This window comes from Frankia sp. Hr75.2 (assembly GCF_949319125.1).
Classification (GTDB): domain Bacteria; phylum Actinomycetota; class Actinomycetes; order Frankiales; family Frankiaceae; genus Parafrankia; species Parafrankia soli.
Genome location: NZ_CASGGV010000289.1, coordinates 1 through 20,879, shown reverse-complemented (window position 1 = coordinate 20,879; position 20,879 = coordinate 1). Strand labels below are relative to the sequence as shown.

Genomic DNA, 20,879 nt, shown 5'->3' with positions numbered 1-20,879 from the left:
ATGTTCCCAGAAGGCGGGGTCGACGTACCACGCCAGGTGCCTGTATTGGTGTCTGATCTGTCCTGGTAGGAGATGATTCGTGTGGCGCGATGGGGTGGCGGGCGGCCGGGTGCCGGCGGCCCGCGGGGCCGGGCTGTCCATGATCGGATCGCGGTTCCGCTCGGTAACCGCGACCCTGGTGCCCTGACGCGGACGTCCTCGTGGGACGGCCGCGCGGTGCTGGAAGGAGGCCGGCCGTGGCCGTCATGAGTGTCGCGGGCCGCCCGGGCGGGGGGAGCCGTGCCCGGGCCGAGCCGGCCGACGTGATCCCGATGTTGTCCCGACACGTCCTCACCGACGGGTACGACGTCGTCTGCGACCTGACGGCCAGCACCGGCAGCACGATCGTCGACGCCCGTACCGGGACGCGCTACCTCGACCTCTACAGCTTCTTCGCCTCCGCGCCGCTCGGGATCAACCCGCCGGCCCTGCTGGGCGACCCGGAGTTCCTCACCGAGCTCGCCCGGGCGGCCGTCAACAAGCCGGCGAACCCCGACATGGCGACCGCCGCCTACGCCGAGTTCGTCGAGGCCTTCGCGCGGGTGCTGGGCGACCCGGAGCTGCCGCACCTGTTCTTCGTCGAGGGCGGGTCGGCGGCCGTCGAGAACGCCCTCAAGTGCGCGTTCGACTGGAAGAGCCGGCACAACGAGGCACACGGGCGGCCCGCCGAGCTCGGCGGGCGGGTGCTGCACCTGCGGTCGGCGTTCCACGGCCGCGGCGGGTACACCCTCTCGGTGACCAACACCGAGCCGGTCAAGACCGCGCGCTTCCCGGTCTTCGACTGGCCCCGGGTCGACTGCCCGGCGGTGACCTTCCCCTGCACCGGCGCGGCGCTGGACGCGGTGGTCGCCGCCGAGCGGCGCGCGCTCGCGCAGGCCGAGGAGGCGTTCGCCCGCCACCGCCACGACATCGCCTGCTTCCTCGCCGAGCCGATCCAGGCCGAGGGCGGGGACAACCACCTCCGCGGCGAGTTCCTGCGCGCGATGGCGGCGCTGTGCGAGCGCCACGACGCGCTGTTCGTCGTCGACGAGGTGCAGACCGGGGTGGGCCTGACCGGCTCCGCCTGGGCGCACACCCAGCTCGGCCTGCGCCCCGACGTCGTCGCGTTCGGCAAGAAGGTCCAGCTCGGCGGGGTGATGGCCGGGCGGCGGGTGGACGAGGTCGCCGACAACGTCTTCCGGCTGCCCGGCCGGATCAGCTCCACCTGGGGCGGTGGGCTCGTCGACATGGTGCGTTCCCGGCGAATGCTGGAGATCATGGAGTCGGAGCGGCTGTTCGACCGGGCCGCCGTCCTGGGCTCCGATCTGCTGGCCGGACTCGAGGAGCTGGCCCGCCGCCACCCCCGCCTGCTGAGCAACGCCCGCGGCCGTGGGTTGATGTGCGCCGTGGACCTGCCCGACCGTGCCCTGCGCGACGAGGTCGTCCGGCTGCTGCGGGAACGCGAGCACGTCCTGCTGCTGCCGGCGGGGGAGCGGGCGCTGCGCTTCCGTCCGGCGCTCACCATCGGCGCAGAGGAGCTCGCCGCCGGGGTGCGTGCCCTCGACCGGGTGCTCACCCACCTCGTTTCGCCGGAGTCCCTCGTTCCGGCGGAGCCCGAGGCTGCTGAGAAGGCCTCGCCGCCGGTCACCGCCACGCAGGAGAAAGGACCGCTATGACGCTCGTTCATCCACGCCGGGTGGCGGCGGTGATCGGCGGCCGCCAGCACGACCTGTACGCCGCGGCCGGCCCGGCGGGCATCGCCCCGGAGACCGCGCGCGTCGTCAGCTCGACGAACCCGGCCCGCCTGAGCGACGTCGTCGCCGAGGTCGTGCTGGACGGGGCGGAGGCCATCGTCGCGGCCGCGGCCGCCGCCCGCGCCGCCCAGCGGGAGTGGGCCGACGTCCCGGCGCCGGTGCGCGGCGAGGTCGTCGGCGCCTTCGGACGGCTCGTCGAGGACAACGCGGAGACACTGGCCCGGCTGGTCACCCGGGAGGTCGGCAAGCCGCTGGCGGAGGCGCGCGGGGAGGTCCGCGAGATCATCGACACCTGCGCGCTGTTCCGCGGCGAGGGCCGGCGCCCGCACGGCCAGACGGTGCCCTCCGAGATGCCCGACCGGGAGCTGTTCACCTACCGTGAGCCGCTCGGCGTGGTCATGGTGATCACCGCCGGCAACTTCCCGGTGGCGGTGCCGTCCTGGTATCTGGTGCCGGCGCTGCTGACCGGCAACGCGGTGGTGTGGAAGCCCGCCGAGTACGCCGCCGCCTGCGCCGCGGCCCTGATGGACCTGCTGACCGCCGCCGGCGTTCCGCCCGGGGTGGCGAACCTCGTCCTCGCCGACGGCCCGGCCACCTCGCTCGGCCTCGAACGCGCCCTGGACGCCGGCCTCGTCGACAAGGTCGGCTTCACCGGCTCGACGGCCGTCGGCCGTTTCGTCGGCGCGCTCTGCGGCCGGCACCTGCAGTCGCCCTGCCTGGAACTGGGCGGCAAGAACCCGATGGTCGTGGCCCCCGACGCCGACCTGGACGCCGCCGTCGCCGCCGCGCTGTTCGCCGGGTTCGGGACGGCCGGCCAGCGGTGCACCTCGCTGGGCACGGTGATCGCGCACGAGTCGGTGCACGACGCGTTCCGGCGCCGGCTGGCCGCGGCCGTCAGCGGCGCCGTGCTCGGCGACCCGACCCGGGACGTCCTCTACGGCCCGCTGCTCGACGCGCGGTTCGCCGCCGGGTTCGAGGATCATCTGGCGTGCGTCCGCGACCACCACGAGCCGTTCGGGTCCACCGCGCTCGGCCGGATCGGCCCGGCCAGCCCGCGGCGCGGGTTCGTCGGCGACCCCGAGCCCGGCCTCTACTACCACCCGGTCGTCGTCGACCGGGTACGCCCCGACGACGAGCTGTTCACCGCGGAGACCTTCGGCCCGATCGTCGGGCTGACCACCTACCGCCACCTGGAGGAGGCCGTCGAGCTCGCGAACCTGCCCGGCTACGGGCTGTCCTCGTCGATCTTCACCGGGGACCCGGTGACCGTCCGGCGCTTCCGGCGCGGGGTGCGCGCCGGAATGGTCAGCGTGAACACCTCCACCTCCGGCGCCGAGGCGCACCTGCCCTTCGGCGGCAACGGGCGCTCCGGCAACGGCGCCCGTCAGTCCGGCCAGTGGGTCCTCGACCAGGTGACCCGCTGGCAGTCCCTGACCTGGGAACTCTCCGGCCGCCTCCAAAAGGCCCAGATGGACGTCTCCGTCCCCCCGGCCGACCTCGGCTTCCGCCTGCCGCGGTGACCGGACCGGGGACCCGACCCCGGCCCGGCCGCCGCGGCCGTTCAGGAAGGCGGCCGTTCAGTACGACGGCCGGTCAGTACGACGGCCGCAGTGGCTGGTGCGAGGCGCCGGAATCGGGGCGTACGCCGAGCACCTGGTGGATCTGCGACCGGCCGGCCTCGAAGCTGAGCGCGGAGCCGGCCATGTACAGCCGCCACACCCGGGCCCGGCCCGCCCCGACCAGCGCGACCGCCTCGTCCCACCGGTTCTCCAGGTTGGCGACCCACGCCCGCAGCGTCAGCGCGTAGTGCTCGCGCAGGTTCTCCACGTGGCGCACCTCGAAGCCGCCGCCCTGCATCAGCGTGACGAGCGCGCCGATCTCGTGCAGCTCCCCGTCGGGGAAGACGTAGCGGTGCAGGAAGTCGGCATCGCGGGGTAGTGGGAGCGGACCGAGTCGCGGCCGGCCGCGGGCGGCCCCGACCGGGTCGCCCGGGAAGGAGATGCCGTGGTTGAGCAGCCGCCCGCCCGGCCGGAGCAGGTGGAACAGGTTGTCGAAGTAGATCGGCAGCTTCGCCCGGCCGACGTGCTCGACCATGCCCACCGAGCTGATCGCGTCGAACGGGCCGTCGGTGATCTCCCGGTAGTCCTGCAGGCGGATCTCGATCCTGTCTTCCAGGCCCGCCTCGGTGACCCGGCGGCGTGCCTCGGCCGCCTGCTCCGCGGAGATCGTGATCCCCACCGCCTGGACACCGTGGTGGTGCGCGGCATGTAGCGCCATGCTGCCCCAGCCGCAGCCGATGTCCAGCAGCCGCTCGCCGGGCCGCAGACCGAGCTTGCGGCAGACCAGCTCGTGCTTGGCTGTCTGCGCGGCGGTCAGTCTGGTGGCCGGTGAGTCCCAGACCGCGCACGAGTAGGTCATGGACGGCCCGAGGACCAGCCGGTAGAAGTCGTTCGAGACGTCGTAGTGGTGGGAGATCGCGGCGGCGTCGCGGGAACGGCTGTGCTGCCGGCCGCGCCTACGCATCCGGGCCTCCTCCGGAGGCGGCTGCGGCGGCCGCGGGCCGAACTGGCGGACGAGCACCGCCAGCGCCCGCACCGCCGCCGGGGACGGCCGCAGCCGCGCGATCCGCTCCCGCAGCGCCAGCGCGGCGAAGACGTCCCCGTCGATCTCGACGTCGCCGGCCACGTAGGCGCGGGCGAACCCCAGCTCGCCGGGGTGGAACAGCGCCCGCCGCAGCGCGTGCGGCGAGCGGATGACCACCTTCGTCGAGGTGTCGGGCCCGAGGATGAACCCGTCCCACATCTCGACGCGGACTTCCGGGTCGGGCCCGAACAGGTCGAGCAGCAGGTCCCGGCCGGCCCGGTCGACCTCGGACGGCCAGTCGAAGCCCGCGGGCCGGGTCGTCGGGGGGCTCCACTGCCGAGGCGGCCCCGCGTTGGCCGTCAGCGGCGGCGCTGAGGGCCGGTCCGGCCGTGTCGCGGCGGCGGGCTGGTGATCGAGCGCGGGCTGGTCGAGCGCGGGCTGGTCGAGCGCGGATTGGTCGGGTTCTGTGTCGACGGGACGATCGACCGTCACATTCTCCTCCGGTCCCGGGATACCGGGTCCGCCTGCCGGAGGCGCCGCCACCGGGCCCGCGCGGTGCGCCACGCGGCCCGGAGGCCGGTCTCGCGGTGCACGCGGAACTCGGCCCATCAGTCTGCCAGGGGTGGCGTCGGCGAAGGCAGGGCGACGCGAACCCACGTCACCGCCCATGCTCCCCCCGGCGAGGGGTGTCGCAAACGGTGTCGCGGATCGCGTCGCGCGTGTCGCGGTGATGGGCCACCAGCCAGCGTCGCGCGGAGGAGGCGACGGCAGGCGTCGGACCGCGGCGGGAGCCCCAGGCAGGGGCCCCGGCCGGGGGTTTGTTCAGGCGACGGCGGAGGCCCCCAGCAGGGCCTTGAGGTCACCCATCAGCGCGGCCGTCCGCTGCACCTTGTAAGCGTCGTCGAGCCGGAGCAGGGTCGTGCGGCTCGCCGACTGCAGGCGCAGGTGGACCTCGGTGGTGCCGGGGTGGTCACCGAGCACCTCGCGCAGCCGATCGACGGTGGGCGGGTTGACCCGCGACGCCGGCAGAGTGATCACCACCGGCGGGCTCAGGGAGTGCTCGCTGAGGTCGGGCACGGTCAGATCCGAGGCGACCAGGCGAGGGGTGTCCTCCCGCTTGTCGACCCGCCCCTTGACGATGACGACCGCGTCCTCGGCGAGCTGGGTCGAGCAGGTCTCGTAGGTCGCCGGGAAGAACATGACCTCCAGGCCGCCCTCGAGGTCCTCCACGGTGGCCAGGGCCCACAGCTTCCCCTGCTTGGTCACCTTGCGTTGCAGGCTGGAGATGATCCCGCCGATGGTGACGACCGAGCCGTCCGGGTAGTCGCCGCCGTTGAGGGAGGCGATGCCACAGTCGGCCTTCGCGGCGAGGATGTGCTCGACCCCGAGCAGCGGATGGTCCGAGACGTAGAGCCCGAGCATCTCCCGCTCGTGGGAGAGCAGTACGGACTTGTCCCATTCCTGGTCGGAGAACTCCTGCACGCCGAAGATGGGGGCGGTGTCCTCCTCGGCGTCCTCGCCGTCGAAGGCGAAGAGGTCGAACTGGCCCTCGGCGTTCTTCTTCTTCACGCCCATCACCGCGTCGACGGCCTGTTCGTGCTTCTCCACCAGGCCGCGGCGGGTGTGGCCGAGGGCGTCGAACGCACCGGCCTTGATGAGCGACTCGATCGTGCGCTTGTTGCAGGCGACGGCGTCGACCTTGTCGAGGAAGTCGGGGAACGAGGTGAACCGGCTCTTCGCCTTCCGGTTGCGCACGATCGACTCGACGACGTTGATGCCGACGTTGCGGATCGCGGCGAGGCCGACCCTGATCTCGTTGTCGCCGTGCGCGGTGTAGTCGGCGTCGGAGGTGTTCACATCCGGCGGCAGGACGCGGATTCCCATCCGCCGGCACTCGTTCAGATAGATCGCGCTTTTGTCTTTGTCGTCGCGTACCGAGGTCAGGAGCGCCGCCATGTACTCGGCCGGGAAGTTCGCCTTGAGGTAGGCCGTCCAGTAGGAGACCAGGCCGTAGCCGGCGGTGTGTGCCTTGTTGAAGGCGTAGTCGGAGAAGGGGACGAGAATGTCCCACAGGGTCTTGATGGCGGCCGCGGAGAATCCGCTGGCCTTCATGCCGTCGGAGAACGGCACGAACTCCTTGTCGAGGATCTCCTTCTTCTTCTTGCCCATCGCGCGGCGCAGCAGGTCGGCCTGGCCGAGTGTGTAGCCGGCGACCTTCTGCGCGATGGCCATGACCTGCTCCTGGTACACGATCAGGCCGTGGGTGGTGTCCAGGATGTCGGCCAGCGGCTCGGCGAGCTCGGGATGGATCGGGGTGATCTCCTGCTGGCCGTTCTTGCGCAGCGCGTAGTTGATGTGCGAGTTGGCGCCCATCGGCCCCGGCCGGTACAACGCGAGGACGGCGGAGATGTCCTCGAAGTTGTCCGGGCGCATCATCCGCAGCAGTGAGCGCATCGGCCCGCCGTCGAGCTGGAACACCCCGAGGGTGTCGCCGCGGGCGAGCAGCTCGTAGGACGCGGTGTCGTTGAGCTCCAGAGCCATCAGATCGATCTTGAAGCCGCGGTTCGCCTCCACGTTGCGCACCGCGTCGTCCATCACGGTGAGGTTGCGCAGGCCGAGGAAGTCCATCTTCAGCAGGCCGAGGTTCTCGCAGGTCGGGTAGTCGAACTGCGTGATGATCGCGCCGTCGGCGTCGCGGCGCCACACCGGGATGTGGTCGATGATCGGTTCAGCCGACATGATCACACCGGCGGCGTGCACGCCCGCCTGGCGGATGAGCCCCTCCAGGCCCTTCGCCGTGTCGATGACCTTGCGGACGTCCGCGTCGGACTCGTAGAGACCCCGGATCTCGCCGGCCTCGCTGTAGCGGGGGTGCTTGGGATCGAAGATCCCGCCGAGCGGGATGTCCTTGCCCATGACGGCCGGCGGCATCGCCTTGGTGATCCGGTCGCCCACCGCGTAGGGGTAGCCGAGGACCCGGGAGGAGTCCTTGATGGCGGCCTTCGCCTTGATGGTGCCGTAGGTGACGATCTGGGCGATGCGGTCGTCGCCCCATTTCTCGGTGACGTAGCGGATCACGTCGCCGCGCCGACGTTCGTCGAAGTCGATGTCGATGTCCGGCATCGAGACGCGGTCGGGGTTGAGGAACCGCTCGAACAGCAGGCTGTGCGGGATGGGGTCGAGGTCGGTGATGCCCAGGGCGAAGGCGACCATGGAGCCCGCCGCGCTCCCGCGCCCGGGGCCGACCGGGATTCCCTGGCTCTTCGCCCACATGATGAAGTCCGCGACCACCAGGAAGTAGGACGGGAAGCCCATCGCGAGGATGACCCCGAGCTCGTACTCGACCCGGGCGCGGTGCTCCTCGTCGAACCCGTCGGGGAACCGCCGGGCCATGCCCGCCCAGGTCTCCTTGCGGAACCACGACTCGTCGGTCTCCCCGTCGGGGACGGGGAAGCGCGGCATCAGGTTCTGCTTGGTGAACATGCCGGCCGGGTCGACCCGCTCGGCGATCATCAGTGTCGTCTCGCAGCCCTGCTGCCAGGCGTCGGACGTGTCGATCGCGTACATCTGCTCGGCGCTCTTCAGGAAGTAGCCCGAGCCCTCGAACTGGAAGGCCGGGTTCGCCACCGTCGACGCGGTCTGGACGCACAGCAGCGCGGCGTGGGTCGTCCGCTCGGCCTCGTAGGTGTAGTGCGAGTCGTTGGTGACCACGAAGCGCATGTCGAGCGCGCGGGCGATGTCGACCAGCCCGTCACGGACCCGGCGCTCGATCTCGATGCCGTGGTCCATGATCTCGCAGTAGTAGTTGTCGCGGCCGAAGATCTCCTGGTAGGTCGCGGCGGCCTTCAGCGCGGCGTCGTACTGGCCGAGCCGCAGCCTGGTCTGGACCTCTCCGGAGGGGCATCCGGTCGTCGCCATCAGGCCCGCGGCGTGTTCGGTGATGATCTCCTGATCCATGCGCGGCCACTTGATGTAATGGCCCTCGATGGATGCCCGGGAATTGAGCCGGAAAAGGTTGTGCAGGCCTTCGGCGTTCCGCGCCCATATCGTCATGTGGGTGTAGGAGCCACCGCCGGAGACGTCGTCGCTCTTCTGGTGCGGCTCGCCCCAGCGGACGCGCTGCTTGAGCAGCCGTGATTCCGGCGCGACGTACGCCTCGCAGCCGATGATCGGTTTCACGCCAGCCGCGGTCGCCTGCTTGTAGAAGTCGTACGCCCCGTACATGTAGCCGTGGTCGGTGATCGCCACGGCGGGCATGCCCTGCTGCGAGACCTCGTTGAACATGTCCTTGAGTCGTGCCGCACCGTCGAGCATCGAGTACTCGGTGTGAACGTGAAGGTGGACGAAAGAGTTCGGCATGTCGTCGGACCTTCCCGCGCGCGGAGGGCACGCCGGTCGATGCTCTGTGGGAGGCGGTACTGGGGCGGTGGCTCAGGGTGTTCGGTGACGCGCTGAGAAACGTGTGACGAGATTTAGGTAGTTCCCTCGTTCAATTGTCCTCAGGTTGATTCTCGGGGTGACGGTGACGGCATTGTGTCTCTCGGTGTCCGTGTGGGGTGTCGGTCGTCGTCCGGCGTCTTCCCAGCAGCCTAACCCGGCCCGCTGGACGGACTTCGGGAAGATGCCGACGTGTCCCGCCCGGGGGCACGCAAACAGGCCGTCGCACACCCGCCGGCCCTTCATCGGACTACACGCAGGACTACACGCAGGACTGCGCATCGGACTGCACCGAGGACGGTGCGGCGCTGGTCGGGCCGAGTCGGGCTACCCGCCTGCCGAGCCCGTGCGAGGATGGCTGGTCGTGTGGGCGGCGGCGGCGCGGGGGCGGTTGCCGGCGCGGGCCGCGGTGGCGGCGGCCGCCACCGCGGCCACCGCCCGGTCGACGTCGGCCTCGGTCGTCATCCAGTTGCAGACCGAGACCCGCATCGCCACCCGGCCGCGCCACACCGTGCCCGACACGAACGCCTCCCCGCCCGCGACCACCAGATCCGTGGTCGCGGCAGTCGTCGCGTCGTCGTCGTCCACCCGCACCAGCACCTGGTTGAGCTCGACCTCGTTGAGCACCGCGACGCCGTCCAGCGCGGCAAGGGACACGGCGAAGCGCCGCGCGTGCGCGCAGCAGCGGTCGACCAGCTCGGTCAGGCCCGACCGCCCGAGCGAGCGCAGCGCGGCGTACAGGGCGAACCCGCGGGCCCGCCGGCTGAACTCCGGCGTCCACTCCAGGGGGTCGAGCTCGCCGTCCGTGGCGTGGACGAGGTAGTCCGCCCGGGTGGACATCGCCGCCCGGTGCGCCCGATCGTCGGCGACGATCGCGATCCCGCAGTCGTAGGCCACGTTGAGCCACTTGTGCCCGTCCGTGGCCCAGGAGTCGGCAGCCGCCATCCCCGCGACCAGGTCCCGGCGCCGGGCCGACGCGGACACGGCCGCCCACAGCCCGAAGGCGCCGTCCACATGCACCCACGCCCCGTGCTCGTGGCCGATCGCGCAGATCTCCGCGAGCGGGTCGAAGGCGCCGGTGTTGATCTCGCCGGCCTGGGCCACCACGATCGCCGGGCCGGACCCGTCCGCGAGCGCCGCGCGCAGCGCGTCGGGCCGCATCCGCCCCGCCTCGTCCGCGGCCACCACCGTCAGCCGGCGGGTGCCGAACCCCAGCAGGCGCAGCGCGACATCCACCGTGGTGTGCCGGTCGGCGCCCACGAGAACGCGCACCGGCGGGGCCCCGTGCAGGCCGTCGGCCTCCACATCCCAACCGTGGCGGGCCAGCACCCGGTGCCGTGCGGCGCCCAGCGCGGTCACGTGCGCCATCTGCGTGCCGGTGGTGATTCCGACCGAGGCGGACGCGGGCAGCCCGAGCAGCTCCTTGACCCACGACCCGGCCACCGACTCGGCGGCGGCAGCCGCCGGGGCCAGGCTGGACAGGCCCGCGTTCTGGTCCCAGGCGACGGCCATCACGTCGGCGGCCAGCGCCGCGGGCACGATCCCGCCGATCACGTACCCGAAGAAGCGGGGCGACCCGGTGGCGGTGAGCCCGTCGGCCGCCGCGGCGGCGAGCGTGTCGACGACCTCGACGGGATCGCAGGGCCCGGCCGGCAGCGGCCCGCCGAGCTGGGCGCGGATCTTCTCGTATCCCGAGGCCGGGGCGACGGGGCGCTCCCGCAGGCCGTCCAGGTACCCCGCGACATGCTCGAAGGCCCGGACCGTCGCCGCCCGGACCTGCGCGGCCTGGGCTGTCGAAGTCTGCGCGCCGTTCGGGGTGTCCGTGCCGCCGAGTGTGTCCGTGCCATCCGGTGTGTCCGTGCCGTCCAGCGTGTCTGTGCCGTCGAGTCGGCCTCCCGCCACCGGTCACCCCTCCAGTCCTGGACGGTCCGCGCCGGCCGCCGAGCCGCCTGCTTCCCGTCGGCCGTTCCGGCCCGTCCGCGAGCTGTGTCCCGAGAATGCCGGACATCCGGGCCCACCCGCGCGCCGGCGTGACCCTCCCGACTGGAGGCCGGCGCCACGCGGCCGGCCAATCGTCCGTGCTGGTGGTGGCTGTGAGTGGCACGGGACGTCCGGAGCGAGCACATCGGACCCGGCGCCGGGGGCGGGTCGGGATCACTGTGACCGCAGACACCTGGTGCGTAAGGATGTGGGTCCACTCGATACCGTTTTGGTATCGGGTCACGCCAGTGATCGCTAGGTGGCTGAAAACCGCTGTCTACCAGGGGTTATTAAGTTGATGGCCCGACCATAGCCTTGCCATACCGCTACGTCAACGGATAAGTTCCGGCACGTGCCTACCCCCGAAGATCGGGCGGCCGGACGTGCGCAGGGGACCATCGGCGCCCTGATCCCGTCCTGGCTGCGCTCGCTACGCGCCGGAGACAAGAGCAACCAGACCTGCAAGGTCTATGTAGAAGGTGCCGCCCAGCTCGACGAATTCCTTGACAGCCGCCCTGCGCGCACCGCCACCGAAGTGACCCGCGCGGACATCGAGGACTGGATCATCAGCCTGCGCGACCGCGGGATGTCTCCCGCCACCGTGTCCAGCCGCTACCGGGCCGTACAGCAGTTCTTCGCCTGGTGCGTCGATGAGGAGGAGATCGACCGCTCGCCCACGGAGCGGATGAAGTCGCCCACCGTCCCGGAGCGGCCGGTGCCGGTGGTCGGCGAGGAGGACATCCGGACCCTGCTCGCAAGCCTGAACGGCCGGACCTTCAAGGACCGGCGCGACGCCGCGGCCGTCCGGCTGTTCCTCGACACCGGGCTGCGCCGCTCGGAGCTGGCCAGCATCACCGTGGACGACGTCGACCTCGACGGCCGGGTGGTGACCGTGGTCGGCAAGGGCCGCCGGCCGCGCATGGTCCGCTACGGCGCCAAGACGGCCGTCGCCATGGACCGCTACTCCCGGGCCCGCGCCAAGGAACGGACGGCCGCCCTGCCCGCGTGGTGGCTGGCGGAGTCCGGGCGCGGCCCGATGACCGCGGACGGTGTCTACCAAATGATCGTCCGCCGAGCCAAGACCGTCGGACTCGACGTCCACCCTCACCAGCTCCGGCACTCGTGGGCCCACTACTTCCTCGCCGCCGGCGGGAACGAGACGGACCTGATGCACAACGCCGGGTGGCGCTCCCGGCAGATGCTCACCCGCTACGCCCGCTCGACGGCCGAGGAACGGGCGCGCGAGTCCGCCGGGCGCCTGGCCCTGGGGGACCGGCTGTGAGTCGCCGCAGGAAGGCGGACGGCGCCGAGGACCCATGGAAGGTCGGACGGGGAGTCCCAGCTGACTACCGCGGCATCGACATCGTCTGCCGCGGCTGCCGTGAGGTCGGGCGCGATCACCGGCTCGCGAGATACGTGCTGGGCCCTGGGACAGACCTGGGCCTGCGGCCCCTACCTGTCCCGTGGGGCTGGAAGCGCGGTGCGGTGACAGCGCGGGAGATCGTAGGAGTACCGGAGACGACCTTCGACATGTCCGGCGACCCGGACGAGTGGGACTGGGACGACCGAAAGCACCACCTTCGGTGCCAGTCATGCGGAAGGCATGTCCAGGTCCGAGAGGAACGGATCACGGCCGCCCTTCGTGTGGTCCCCCTCGGGACCACATCCCGTGTACCGCTATAGGCCAGAGCGGTACGTATGCTGAGCACCAGTAGCGCATTGCGCCGGTCTGTCACGCGGGGCCGTTTAGGGCGTGTGGGTGGTGCCTCCTCGGCGGGAGGCGTTCTTCTGCTGCCCACGGAGCCCCCGTGTCGATCCCCTCGCCTGAAGACCGTTCCCTCGTCGGTCGCTACGGCGCCAACCTGCGCTGGTCGCGGACTCCCGAGCGGGAGCGTTCCGCCGCTACTGCGCCGGCCCGAAACGCCTTCCTCGCTCGGTTCGAGAAGCAGGTCGACCCGGACGGCAAGCTGCCGCCCGACGAGCGCGCCCGGCTCGCCGAGTCCGCGCTCAAGGCCCACATGCAGATGCTCGCCCGCAAGAGCCGGACGACGCGCGCGGCGCGTAAGAGCGCCACCACGCCCACCACCGAGGCCGCGTAGCTGTGGCCGACAACAGAACGGGCCCGCCCGGGGGTGCAACCCCGGAACGGGCCCTTGATCACCAACCGCCTGCTCTACCAGGAGGTCGACGACCCGTGCCATTCTCGCGCGCCCGGACGCCATCGGGCGACCCGCCCCCGAAACGAGAAAGCCGCCCAGCCTGGGAACTGGACGGCAGACATCTCGCGGGCAGCGACGACGCTCATCACGATAACCCGGTGCTCGGCTGCGCCGCGTGCGCCGGTGCCGTTGTCCCGGCGGACGGCGACGAGGAAGTCCCGCTCGAGTGGCGGATCGACAGCCTGATCGGCGACGCCATCTCGGCCACCACCTACGCCGCGCACCGGCGTTCCGTCCTGGCGACCTGGCCGACGTGGGTCCTGCGGGACATCGTCTGGGCCCACCCCAGCGATGACACGCACCTCATGGTCAACGGCATTCTCGCGGAGCGCGGGGTGGGCTGGTGACGGAGTACGGGTTGGGTCTGTTCCCCCAGCACGCGGCGAAGCTGCGGTCGTCCGCGGTCGACCCGACGACCGCGGCTGCCCGCGGGTATGTGTCGGTGGACATCAAGAAGCGGCTGACCGACCTCGGGTTCGCCGCGGTGCAGTGCTCGGTTCCGGGCCTGCTGATCCCGGGGTGGAACACCGCCGGTGTGGTGGTCGGACATCAGTACCGGCCGGACGACCCGCGGGAGCTGACCGACGACCACGGCCGGGTCCGGGCCGTGAAGTACGAGAACGTTCCCGGGTCTCGGGTGTACCTCGACGTACCGCCGTGGGCGGCGCCGCAACTGCGCTCCGCCCGGTCGGCACTGGTCATCACCGAGGGGCCCATCAAGGCCGACGCGCTCGTCTCCCGGGGCCTGGTGGCCGTCGCCCTGCTGGGGGTGTCCGCGTGGCGCTCCGGCGGGATGCCGCTCGAGGACTTCCGCGACATCGAGTGGCGCGACCGGCGGGTCATCGTCGCGTTCGACTCCGACGTGATGGTCAAGGAGCAGGTACAGGCCGAGCTCGTCGGGCTGACGCGGTACCTGACGTCCAAGGGCGCCCGGGTCGAGCACGTGCTGTTCCCCGAGGACACCCCCGGGATGAAGGTCGGGGCGGACGACTACTTCGCCGCCGGGCACACCGCCGCCGACTTCCTCGCCCTGGCCCAGGAACCCGACCTCGACCCGGACCCGATCCCACTCGACGCCCACACCGCCCTCCCGCCGTTCCCGGTCGAGCAACTGCCCGGGTGGGTGGCCGAGCAGGTGGCGGGAGTCGCCCGGTTCACCCAGACCGACCCGGCCATGGCCGGCACATCCGCCCTGGGCGCGTTGTCGACCGCCGCCGGCGGCCGGGCGGTCGTGACGGTGCGCGGGGGGTGGCGGGAGCAGACCAACCTGTACATGGTCGGGATCGCCGATCCGGCGCAGCGCAAGAGCGCGGTGCACGACGCGATGACCCGCCCGCTCGTCCTGGCGGAGAAGGAACTCAGCCAGGACGAGTACCGGGTGAACATGCGCTTGGAGGCGCTGACTCAGCGGGAGGTCGCCGAGCAGTACGCGACCACGGCGAAGAACGCGGCCGGCAAGGAGAAAGACGCTTCCAAGCGCGCCACGCTCACGGCCGAGGCCATCGACGCCACCCAGCACGCCGAGACGATCGTCGTCCCCGATCCGCCCCAGCTGGTTGCGGACGACGCCACCCCCGAGGCGCTGGCCACGCTGATGCTGCGCAACGGCGACCGGATCGCGGTGCTCTCCGCCGAGGGCGGCATCTTCGACATGATCGGCGGCCGGTACTCCAACGGCACACCCAACCTGGACCTGTACCTCAAAGGCCACGCCGGGGACGCGAAGACCGTCAACCGGGTGGGCCGCCCGCCCGAGGTCATCGAGCGGCCGGCGCTCACGGTCTCGGTGATGATCCAGCCCGGTGTGCTGGCCGAGGTCGCGACGAACACCGTCCTGCACCGCAGTGGCCTGCTCGCCCGGTTCCTGTACTGCCTGCCCCGGGACATGGTCGGGTGGCGCGAGATCGGTGCTCCGTGCGTCGCCGAGTCGGTCGCCGCCGACTACACCGGCAAGTTGCGCCGCCTCGCGGTCACGCTGGCCGAGACCCCCGAGCTCGTCGAGCTCACCTTCGACGAGGCCGCCCGCGCGGTGATGCTCGACTACGAACGCGACGTCGAGGTCCGTCTCCGCCCGACCGGCGACCTTGGGGGCGGCGCCCGGGAATGGGGCGGCAAGCTCGTCGGGGCCACGGTCCGTATCGCTGGCCTGCTGCACATCGCAGACCACCCTGACGCGGTCGGCAAGGACCTGCTGATCCCCGCGGAGACCGCGCGGCGAGCTATCGCGCTGGGCGAGTTCTACACCGCTCACACGCTCGCCGCGTTCACCCGGATGCGGCAGGACCCAGCCACCGAGGCCGCCCGGTACCTGCTCGGAGTCCTTCAGCGCCTGGGCAAGCCGCTGGTCTCCGTCCGGGACCTGCACGTCGCCGCGTCCCGCTCCCGGTTCCCCAAGGCCGCCGACCTCGACGAACCGATCGGCCTGCTCGAGCACCACGGCTACCTCAGCCCGCTGCGCGAGGCACCGGCCGGCCGCCGCGGACGCCCCCGCTCGGCCACCTACGCCGTGCACCCCAAGGCGCTCCACCCCGCCACACAAACCACGGAACACACAGAAACCCAGCGCCCGGGACGGGTCGCATGACCGCGCCCGCGCCTTTCCGTGGCTTGCGTGGTTTCTGTGGCGACGAGAGGACCACCCGATGACGACCCCCCACCCCGATTCCGTGGCTTGCGTGGTTTCTGTGGCACCCCACGCCCCGCCGACCGCACGCCAGTTGATCGACGCCGCCCAGTGCTCCCAGCTGTGCCTGCTCGCAGTCGGCCCGCCCCGCGGGTGCACGTGCCGGTGTGGAGGTCAGCACCACGGAGCGCTGCTCGACGCCGCGGTGCCCGTCGAGGTCGAGCGGACCGCGGCGTGAGCGGCCCGCCCAGCTACGGCCAGGACGCGACGAGCGTTTCCCGGCCGGTAGCACTCCGGGCCGCGGCCACCGTGCGTCGGTACGTGTGCGATCCCGTGGAGCGGCTCGAGGTCCTGGCCGCGCTCGGCCTGACGGGTCCGGACATGACAGCGGCCCCGCGGGGAGACACCGCGGGGCCGCTGGACCGGACCAGGTCAGGGCCCATCTTTCCACACCATGAGCCCATTACTGGCAGTAATCTTGACTCGGGGCAACTGAGGGTGGACGGATGACGGACCAGGATCTGACGGCGGTGCTGACCGCTGGCGAGCGTGAGGCGCTGTTTGCCGCGCTCGACGCCGACGACCTCGATGCCGCCGCCGTGCTGTTCACGCTCGCCGAGGACCGCCAGGGCGTCACCGAGGCCGGTGGGGACGGGAACGAGAACGAACTCCGGCGGTACTGGCTGACGGGCCCGGGGGCGCGCCGTATCCGCTGGCACACGAACGGCGCGTTCACCCGGTGTGTGGCCGAGGTGTCCGGGACGGGTGCCCGGACCGGGCTCACCAACGTCAAGGGCTACTGCGCCTCCCTGTACCACGACGCCCGCGGCGAGTGGCCTGGGAAGGCCGGGCGGACCGGGAAGAAGACCGGGCCCCGAAAGATCGATTACGTGCGGCGTCCGTCCGGGGCGCCGCCGGCCGCCGATCAGAAGATCGACTATGTGCGGCGCGCACCGAGGACCAAGACGAAGGAGGGCGGCGCCGTGACGGTCGCCGATCGTGCTGTGGAGGCCGTGGCGGACACCGTCGCCGGCCGCGTGCTGGAGGCCCGGGAGACCGGGGCTGACGGGGGCCGGGTGTTCCGGATCGAGGTGATCCGGGCCGGGGAGTCCCGTAACGGCCGCTCCTACCCCCTCGACGTGCTGCACACGGCCGTGGGGCTCTATGAGGGCGCCCAGGTCTATGACGGGCACCGCGACGAGTCCGCGCTCCGCTCGTCCGCGATCGGGGGTCTGGTCGGCTACCTCGGTGCTGTGGAGGCGACGCCGGCCGGGCTGGAGGCCGACCTCCATCTGCTGCCGTCCGCCGGCCGGGTGGCCGAGGCGTTCGACGTGGCGCTGTCGCTGGCCGCCGCCGGCCGTGAGGCGCCGTTCGTGGGCATCTCGCACGACGTGATGGCGCGGTTCTCCCCGGGGACCACCGAGGCCGCCGCCATCGTCGGAGTGAACTCCGTGGACGTAGTCGCGGTGCCTGCGGCTGGGGGCCGGGCGGTGCGCGCCGTCGCCGGGGGCCTGGCCCTCGACGCCGAACTCGTGAGGCACGACCAGACGACCGCCCGGGGGCGCGACGTCATCGAGCGGGAGGTGGCTGCGCGCGGCCTGCCCGCCGGGCTCGCCGGCGCCGTCGCCGAGGCGTTGCCGGAGCACTTCACCGAGGCCGAACTCTCGGCCCGGATCGACCTCGTCCACACCGCCAGGGCGGCCGTGGAAGCCATACCGGAGGGAGTCGGCCCCGTGGCCGGAGCAACCGTGACAACCGACGAGCGCGACAGGAAGACGTCTGCGCTCGATGCGTTCTGGGAGACCTCACCGAGCAGGTCAACCGTGGGGTACCGGTCGCTGACCGAGGCCTACCTCGACATCGCGCGGCCGAAGCTGGACTTCCTGTCCGGGCAGGACGTCTCCCGGATGGTGCTCACCGACGCCGGCCGGTACGACAGCGCCCGGTCGATGGAGTCGATGGACTCCACATCGTGGGCGCAGGTCCTCGGTGACAGCGTGACGCGCCGGATGATCGCCGAGTACAACGCCATTCCGCAGTGGCGCGACTGGGTGCGCTTCGCCTCGTCGGTGTCGACCGGGATCGACTTCCGGGAGCAGAAGCGGACCCGCTTCGGCGGGTACGGCCTGCTGCCCACGGTGAACGAGGCCGCGCCGTACCAGCCGCTGACGTCCCCTCCCGACGAGCAGGCCACGTACACCGCGGTGAAGAAGGGCGGTACCGAGGACCTCACGTGGGAAATGATCAAGAACGACGACATGGACGCCATCCGGCGCATCCCGATGCGTCTGGGTCGGTCGGCCGCGCTGACGCTGTACCGGTTCGTGTTCAACATGCTCTCGTCGAACGTCACGATGACGTACGACTCGGTGGCGCTGTTCCACGCCACCCACGCGAACACCGCGACGTCGGCCGCGCTGTCTCAGAGCGCGCTGGACGCCGCCCGTAAGGCCATGCGCCGCCAGGCCGCCTACGGCGACGCCGAGGACCTGCTCTCCCTCGTCCCGCGGTTCCTGGTCGTGCCGTCCGATCTGGAGCCGCTGGCGTACCAGCTCTCCACGTCGGTGGTGGCGATCCCGGGCGGGGGCAGTGAGGGGCCGTCCGACATCCCGAACCTGCACCGCGGGCTGGAGGTGATCGTGGTCGACTACTACACCGACGTGAACGACTGGTTCCTGATCGCGGACCCGCGGCAGGCGCCCACGCTGGAGCTGGGATTCGTGAACTCCAGCGACGCCCCGGAGCTGTTCACCCAGTCCGACCCGACGGTGGGCAGCATGTTCAACGCGGACATCCTCACGTGGAAGATCCGCCACGCCTACTCCGGAACCTGGCTCGACCACCGTTCCGCGTACCGAGGCCAGGGCTGACGGCCGTGAGCGCGCTCCTGGAGGCCGTGGCGTGGCCGTCGGTGTGGTCGACCCTCGTCGATGCCGCCGACGTGTCCACGCTGGAGCGGGCATCCATCGTCTCGGCCGAGACGGACACCCCCGCCCGCGTGGTGGCGCTGCTGTGCGCCATCAACGATGCCCAGGACGGGGCTGTACGGGACGCTGTCGCCTCGGCGCTGGCACCCGAGTGTGACGCCGAGGCGGCCGGGATCGTGGCCGCCTGGATGGTCTGGATGGCGTGGGGATTCGAGATGTCCCTGTGGGCCGTCGCCGGTCACCCTGCTGTGGTCCAGCCACCCGAGACCCTGCCTGACCCCTCACTGCCCGAGCCGGGCAGCGAGGCCATGACCTGGTTCGCGCGCGCGGCCGCCCTCCCGCCCGCGAGCCAGTGACCGGCGGTGCGCCCGACCCCCTCTCTGGTCGGGCGCACCGCCGTTGTTCACGGGGCTACGAGTGGGTGAGAGGTAGGGCAGGGGTACCCACCCCTGCCGCCCCGACCCCATGTCACACATTGTGAGAATGACTCAGTGTGATGATGGTTGATCATGCTTGTGTCACAGTGCGTGAACAGTATTCGTCACACCATGTGTCTATCGATCACGCTGAGCTGACATCGCAGGACGAGGCGAGCTCGGAGGGGGCCTGCCCCCACCCCGGGGGGCCAGTTCCGTCTGAGGCCCAGATCATGACCCATCCCTATGCTTCTTCCCTCATGTACGTGACACAGGGTGACGGACGTCGCTCACGGTGATGACAGAGACGATCATGAGGGCTGCTACTCAGAGTAGTAGTCACTCGGTGTAGTTGAGATCAACTCGGCCGATGTGACCCCCTGTTACGTCACTCCGGGTGGTCGGCCTCGGCTCGACGAGCGGCCCACACCCCCCGAAGGTTGCGGGCCGCTACGCCGGTCGTTCAGCCCCCCGCCGGCGGGGCGGGTTCGAACGAGAGCTCCGTGTCCATCTGGTCGCCGTAGTACGTCACCGCATGGGTGATCACCCACCCCGCCGGCACCTGATCGGCGACCGCGGCGAGCAGCTCCTCGCGCGTCGTACCGGAGGGGAACTCGAGGTCGATCTCGTCGGTCACACCGGGGCCCGGGGAAGCTGGGCCGGGAGCACCCGGTAGGCCGTGATGCCGCTCGAGGCCGCCCACTGCCGGGCCGCCGTCTCCGACCCGAACGGGCTCACCAGCCCGGCCGGCTCGCCGGCCTCGTCGAGCAGCAACAGGCCGACGAGGATGGCCGGTCGGTCCAGCACGGCCGCCGCGCGGTGCCGGGCCTCGTCGAGGTGCAGGTGGGCGCTCACCGTTGCGACTGGAACACGAGCGTCGGCTTCCGCTTCGTCCCGCCGATGCGGACGAGCCGGGACTCCGCCGGCACGCGCAGGGCCAGGCCGCTACTGAGGTCGGCCGCGGTGATACCCAGCTCGATGTCGGCGACGGAAGCGCCGTCATCGTCGGTGCGGACGTTCATGCCGGGCCGCGGCGCAGGGGCGGCGGGGGCGTCGTCAGGGCATGCTGTGGTCACGGGTCGGTCCTCCAAGCAGGGTCGGCCACAAGAGCCCCGCCGGCGGACAGGCCGGTGGGGCTCGCCTATTCGGGGCAGGGTAGCGCGCTATAGGGCAGGTGGACAGTCCGCCCGGCGATGTCTGCTGGACGCTCCTACGTTTCGCCGCGTGGCCCGCCGACCCCGTGACGAATCCGTCACGGTTGGGGACCTTGAAGACGCGGTTGATATCGATCAACTCCGCGACCTGCTCGGCAGGACGACCCGCCGCGGTGAACGGGTGGCACGCTCCTATGCGCAGGTGGTCGCCGGACGGAAGGGCTTCCCCGATCCGATCGTCGACCGCCGCAACGTCCGCCTGTGGCTGCGCTCCGAGGTCGAGGCGTGGTTGGACGCGAACCGTAAGGGTTGGCGCGACGAGACCTGACCGCCGCCCGCGCTGGGGCCGGACCCCCGAAGATCACGCTTCCAGGGTCCTGGAAGCCTGACCGCCGCCCGCGCTGGGGCCGGACACTTCCCGACCTGCTACGCCGGACCCGCTGAACCCGCTACTGCCCAGCTCGGAGCTGCTGTACGGGCCGCTGTCGCGCTCGGCCAGCCGCTACCCACAGCGGCCTTGTAGCGGGTCTACAGCGGGTCTATAGCGGGTCTCAGGCGTTCGATTCTGAACACCTGCCGCAGGGTGCGACGGTGCGACATCCTCGACGCCGCAGCGGGTTCGGGTGCGACGCCGGGTGCGACGCGTCGCGGGCCCGTCGCACCCCCGTCGTACCCAGGTGCGACGCTTCCAGGACCCTGGAAGCGTGATCTTGGGGTCAGCCCCAAGATCGCTCCGACCCCGGGGGAGTCCTCCCCGCGCGGGGGAGT

The 20,879-nt window shown here is 71.5% G+C and carries 16 protein-coding genes; 10 read left to right on the top strand and 6 right to left on the bottom strand.

Annotated features, from left to right (window positions below; genetic code table 11):
- The first annotated feature begins 245 nt into the window (after positions 1-245).
- The gene (gene lat, locus AC559T_RS21105; protein WP_498869857.1) at positions 246-1,694 is read left to right on the top strand and encodes an L-lysine 6-transaminase; all 1,449 of its coding nucleotides are present in this window, start codon (positions 246-248) and stop codon (positions 1,692-1,694) included.
- Positions 1,691-3,292: an aldehyde dehydrogenase family protein gene (locus tag AC559T_RS21100; RefSeq protein WP_112104986.1), complete on the top strand. Its 1,602-nt coding sequence runs from the start codon at positions 1,691-1,693 to the stop codon at positions 3,290-3,292. The genes lat and AC559T_RS21100 overlap by 4 nt, the downstream gene beginning before the upstream one ends.
- A 73-nt stretch (positions 3,293-3,365) precedes the next feature.
- Here AC559T_RS21100 and AC559T_RS21095 read toward each other — a convergent pair whose 3' ends face one another.
- The 3 genes from AC559T_RS21095 to AC559T_RS21085 all read right to left on the bottom strand — a co-directional run bounded on the left by AC559T_RS21095 (position 3,366) and on the right by AC559T_RS21085 (position 10,694).
- A complete protein-coding gene (locus AC559T_RS21095) occupies positions 3,366-4,847 on the bottom strand; it encodes a class I SAM-dependent methyltransferase (protein WP_498869825.1) in 1,482 nt (493 codons plus the stop codon).
- 330 nt (positions 4,848-5,177) lie between these two features.
- Positions 5,178-8,714, bottom strand: coding sequence for a DNA polymerase III subunit alpha (gene dnaE / locus AC559T_RS21090; RefSeq protein ID WP_131626678.1), 3,537 nt, complete (start codon positions 8,712-8,714; stop codon positions 5,178-5,180).
- A 405-nt stretch (positions 8,715-9,119) separates the two neighbouring features.
- Positions 9,120-10,694, bottom strand: a complete 1,575-nt coding sequence (locus AC559T_RS21085) for a pyridoxal phosphate-dependent decarboxylase family protein (RefSeq protein WP_498869824.1) — start codon at positions 10,692-10,694, stop codon at positions 9,120-9,122.
- Positions 10,695-11,124: 430 nt separating this feature from the next.
- Between AC559T_RS21085 and AC559T_RS21080 the strand changes: the two genes are divergently transcribed.
- The 7 genes from AC559T_RS21080 to AC559T_RS21050 all read left to right on the top strand — a co-directional run bounded on the left by AC559T_RS21080 (position 11,125) and on the right by AC559T_RS21050 (position 18,897).
- The gene (locus AC559T_RS21080; RefSeq protein ID WP_498869823.1) at positions 11,125-12,054 is read left to right on the top strand and encodes a tyrosine-type recombinase/integrase; all 930 of its coding nucleotides are present in this window, start codon (positions 11,125-11,127) and stop codon (positions 12,052-12,054) included.
- 526 nt (positions 12,055-12,580) lie between these two features.
- On the top strand, positions 12,581-12,871 hold the full coding sequence (locus AC559T_RS21075) for a hypothetical protein (RefSeq protein WP_498869822.1): 291 nt from the start codon (positions 12,581-12,583) through the stop codon (positions 12,869-12,871).
- Positions 12,872-13,089: 218 nt separating this feature from the next.
- On the top strand, positions 13,090-13,338 hold the full coding sequence (locus AC559T_RS21070) for a hypothetical protein (RefSeq protein ID WP_498869821.1): 249 nt from the start codon (positions 13,090-13,092) through the stop codon (positions 13,336-13,338).
- Complete coding sequence (locus AC559T_RS21065; protein WP_498869820.1) at positions 13,335-15,575, top strand: DUF3987 domain-containing protein; 2,241 nt, start codon at positions 13,335-13,337, stop codon at positions 15,573-15,575. Before AC559T_RS21070 ends, AC559T_RS21065 begins: the two co-directional genes overlap by 4 nt.
- Before the next feature lie 91 nt (positions 15,576-15,666).
- Entirely contained in the window at positions 15,667-15,852 is a 186-nt protein-coding gene (locus AC559T_RS21060) for a hypothetical protein (protein ID WP_498869819.1), read from the top strand.
- Positions 15,853-16,120: 268 nt separating this feature from the next.
- On the top strand, positions 16,121-18,484 hold the full coding sequence (locus tag AC559T_RS21055; protein ID WP_498869818.1) for a phage major capsid protein: 2,364 nt from the start codon (positions 16,121-16,123) through the stop codon (positions 18,482-18,484).
- Positions 18,485-18,489: 5 nt separating this feature from the next.
- Positions 18,490-18,897, top strand: a complete 408-nt coding sequence (locus AC559T_RS21050; protein ID WP_498869817.1) for a hypothetical protein — start codon at positions 18,490-18,492, stop codon at positions 18,895-18,897.
- A 523-nt stretch (positions 18,898-19,420) separates the two neighbouring features.
- Here AC559T_RS21050 and AC559T_RS21045 read toward each other — a convergent pair.
- Genes AC559T_RS21045 through AC559T_RS21035 form a run of 3 tightly spaced genes read right to left on the bottom strand, consistent with a single transcriptional unit; the run spans position 19,421 to position 20,033 of the window.
- A complete protein-coding gene (locus AC559T_RS21045; RefSeq protein WP_498869816.1) occupies positions 19,421-19,594 on the bottom strand; it encodes a hypothetical protein in 174 nt (57 codons plus the stop codon).
- Positions 19,591-19,812: a hypothetical protein gene (locus AC559T_RS21040; protein ID WP_498869815.1), complete on the bottom strand. Its 222-nt coding sequence runs from the start codon at positions 19,810-19,812 to the stop codon at positions 19,591-19,593. The genes AC559T_RS21045 and AC559T_RS21040 overlap by 4 nt, the downstream gene beginning before the upstream one ends.
- Entirely contained in the window at positions 19,809-20,033 is a 225-nt protein-coding gene (locus AC559T_RS21035; RefSeq protein ID WP_498869814.1) for a hypothetical protein, read from the bottom strand. Before AC559T_RS21035 ends, AC559T_RS21040 begins: the two co-directional genes overlap by 4 nt.
- Before the next feature lie 259 nt (positions 20,034-20,292).
- Between AC559T_RS21035 and AC559T_RS21030 the strand changes: the two genes are divergently transcribed.
- The gene (locus tag AC559T_RS21030) at positions 20,293-20,439 is read left to right on the top strand and encodes a hypothetical protein (protein ID WP_498869813.1); all 147 of its coding nucleotides are present in this window, start codon (positions 20,293-20,295) and stop codon (positions 20,437-20,439) included.
- Positions 20,440-20,879 lie beyond the last annotated feature (440 nt).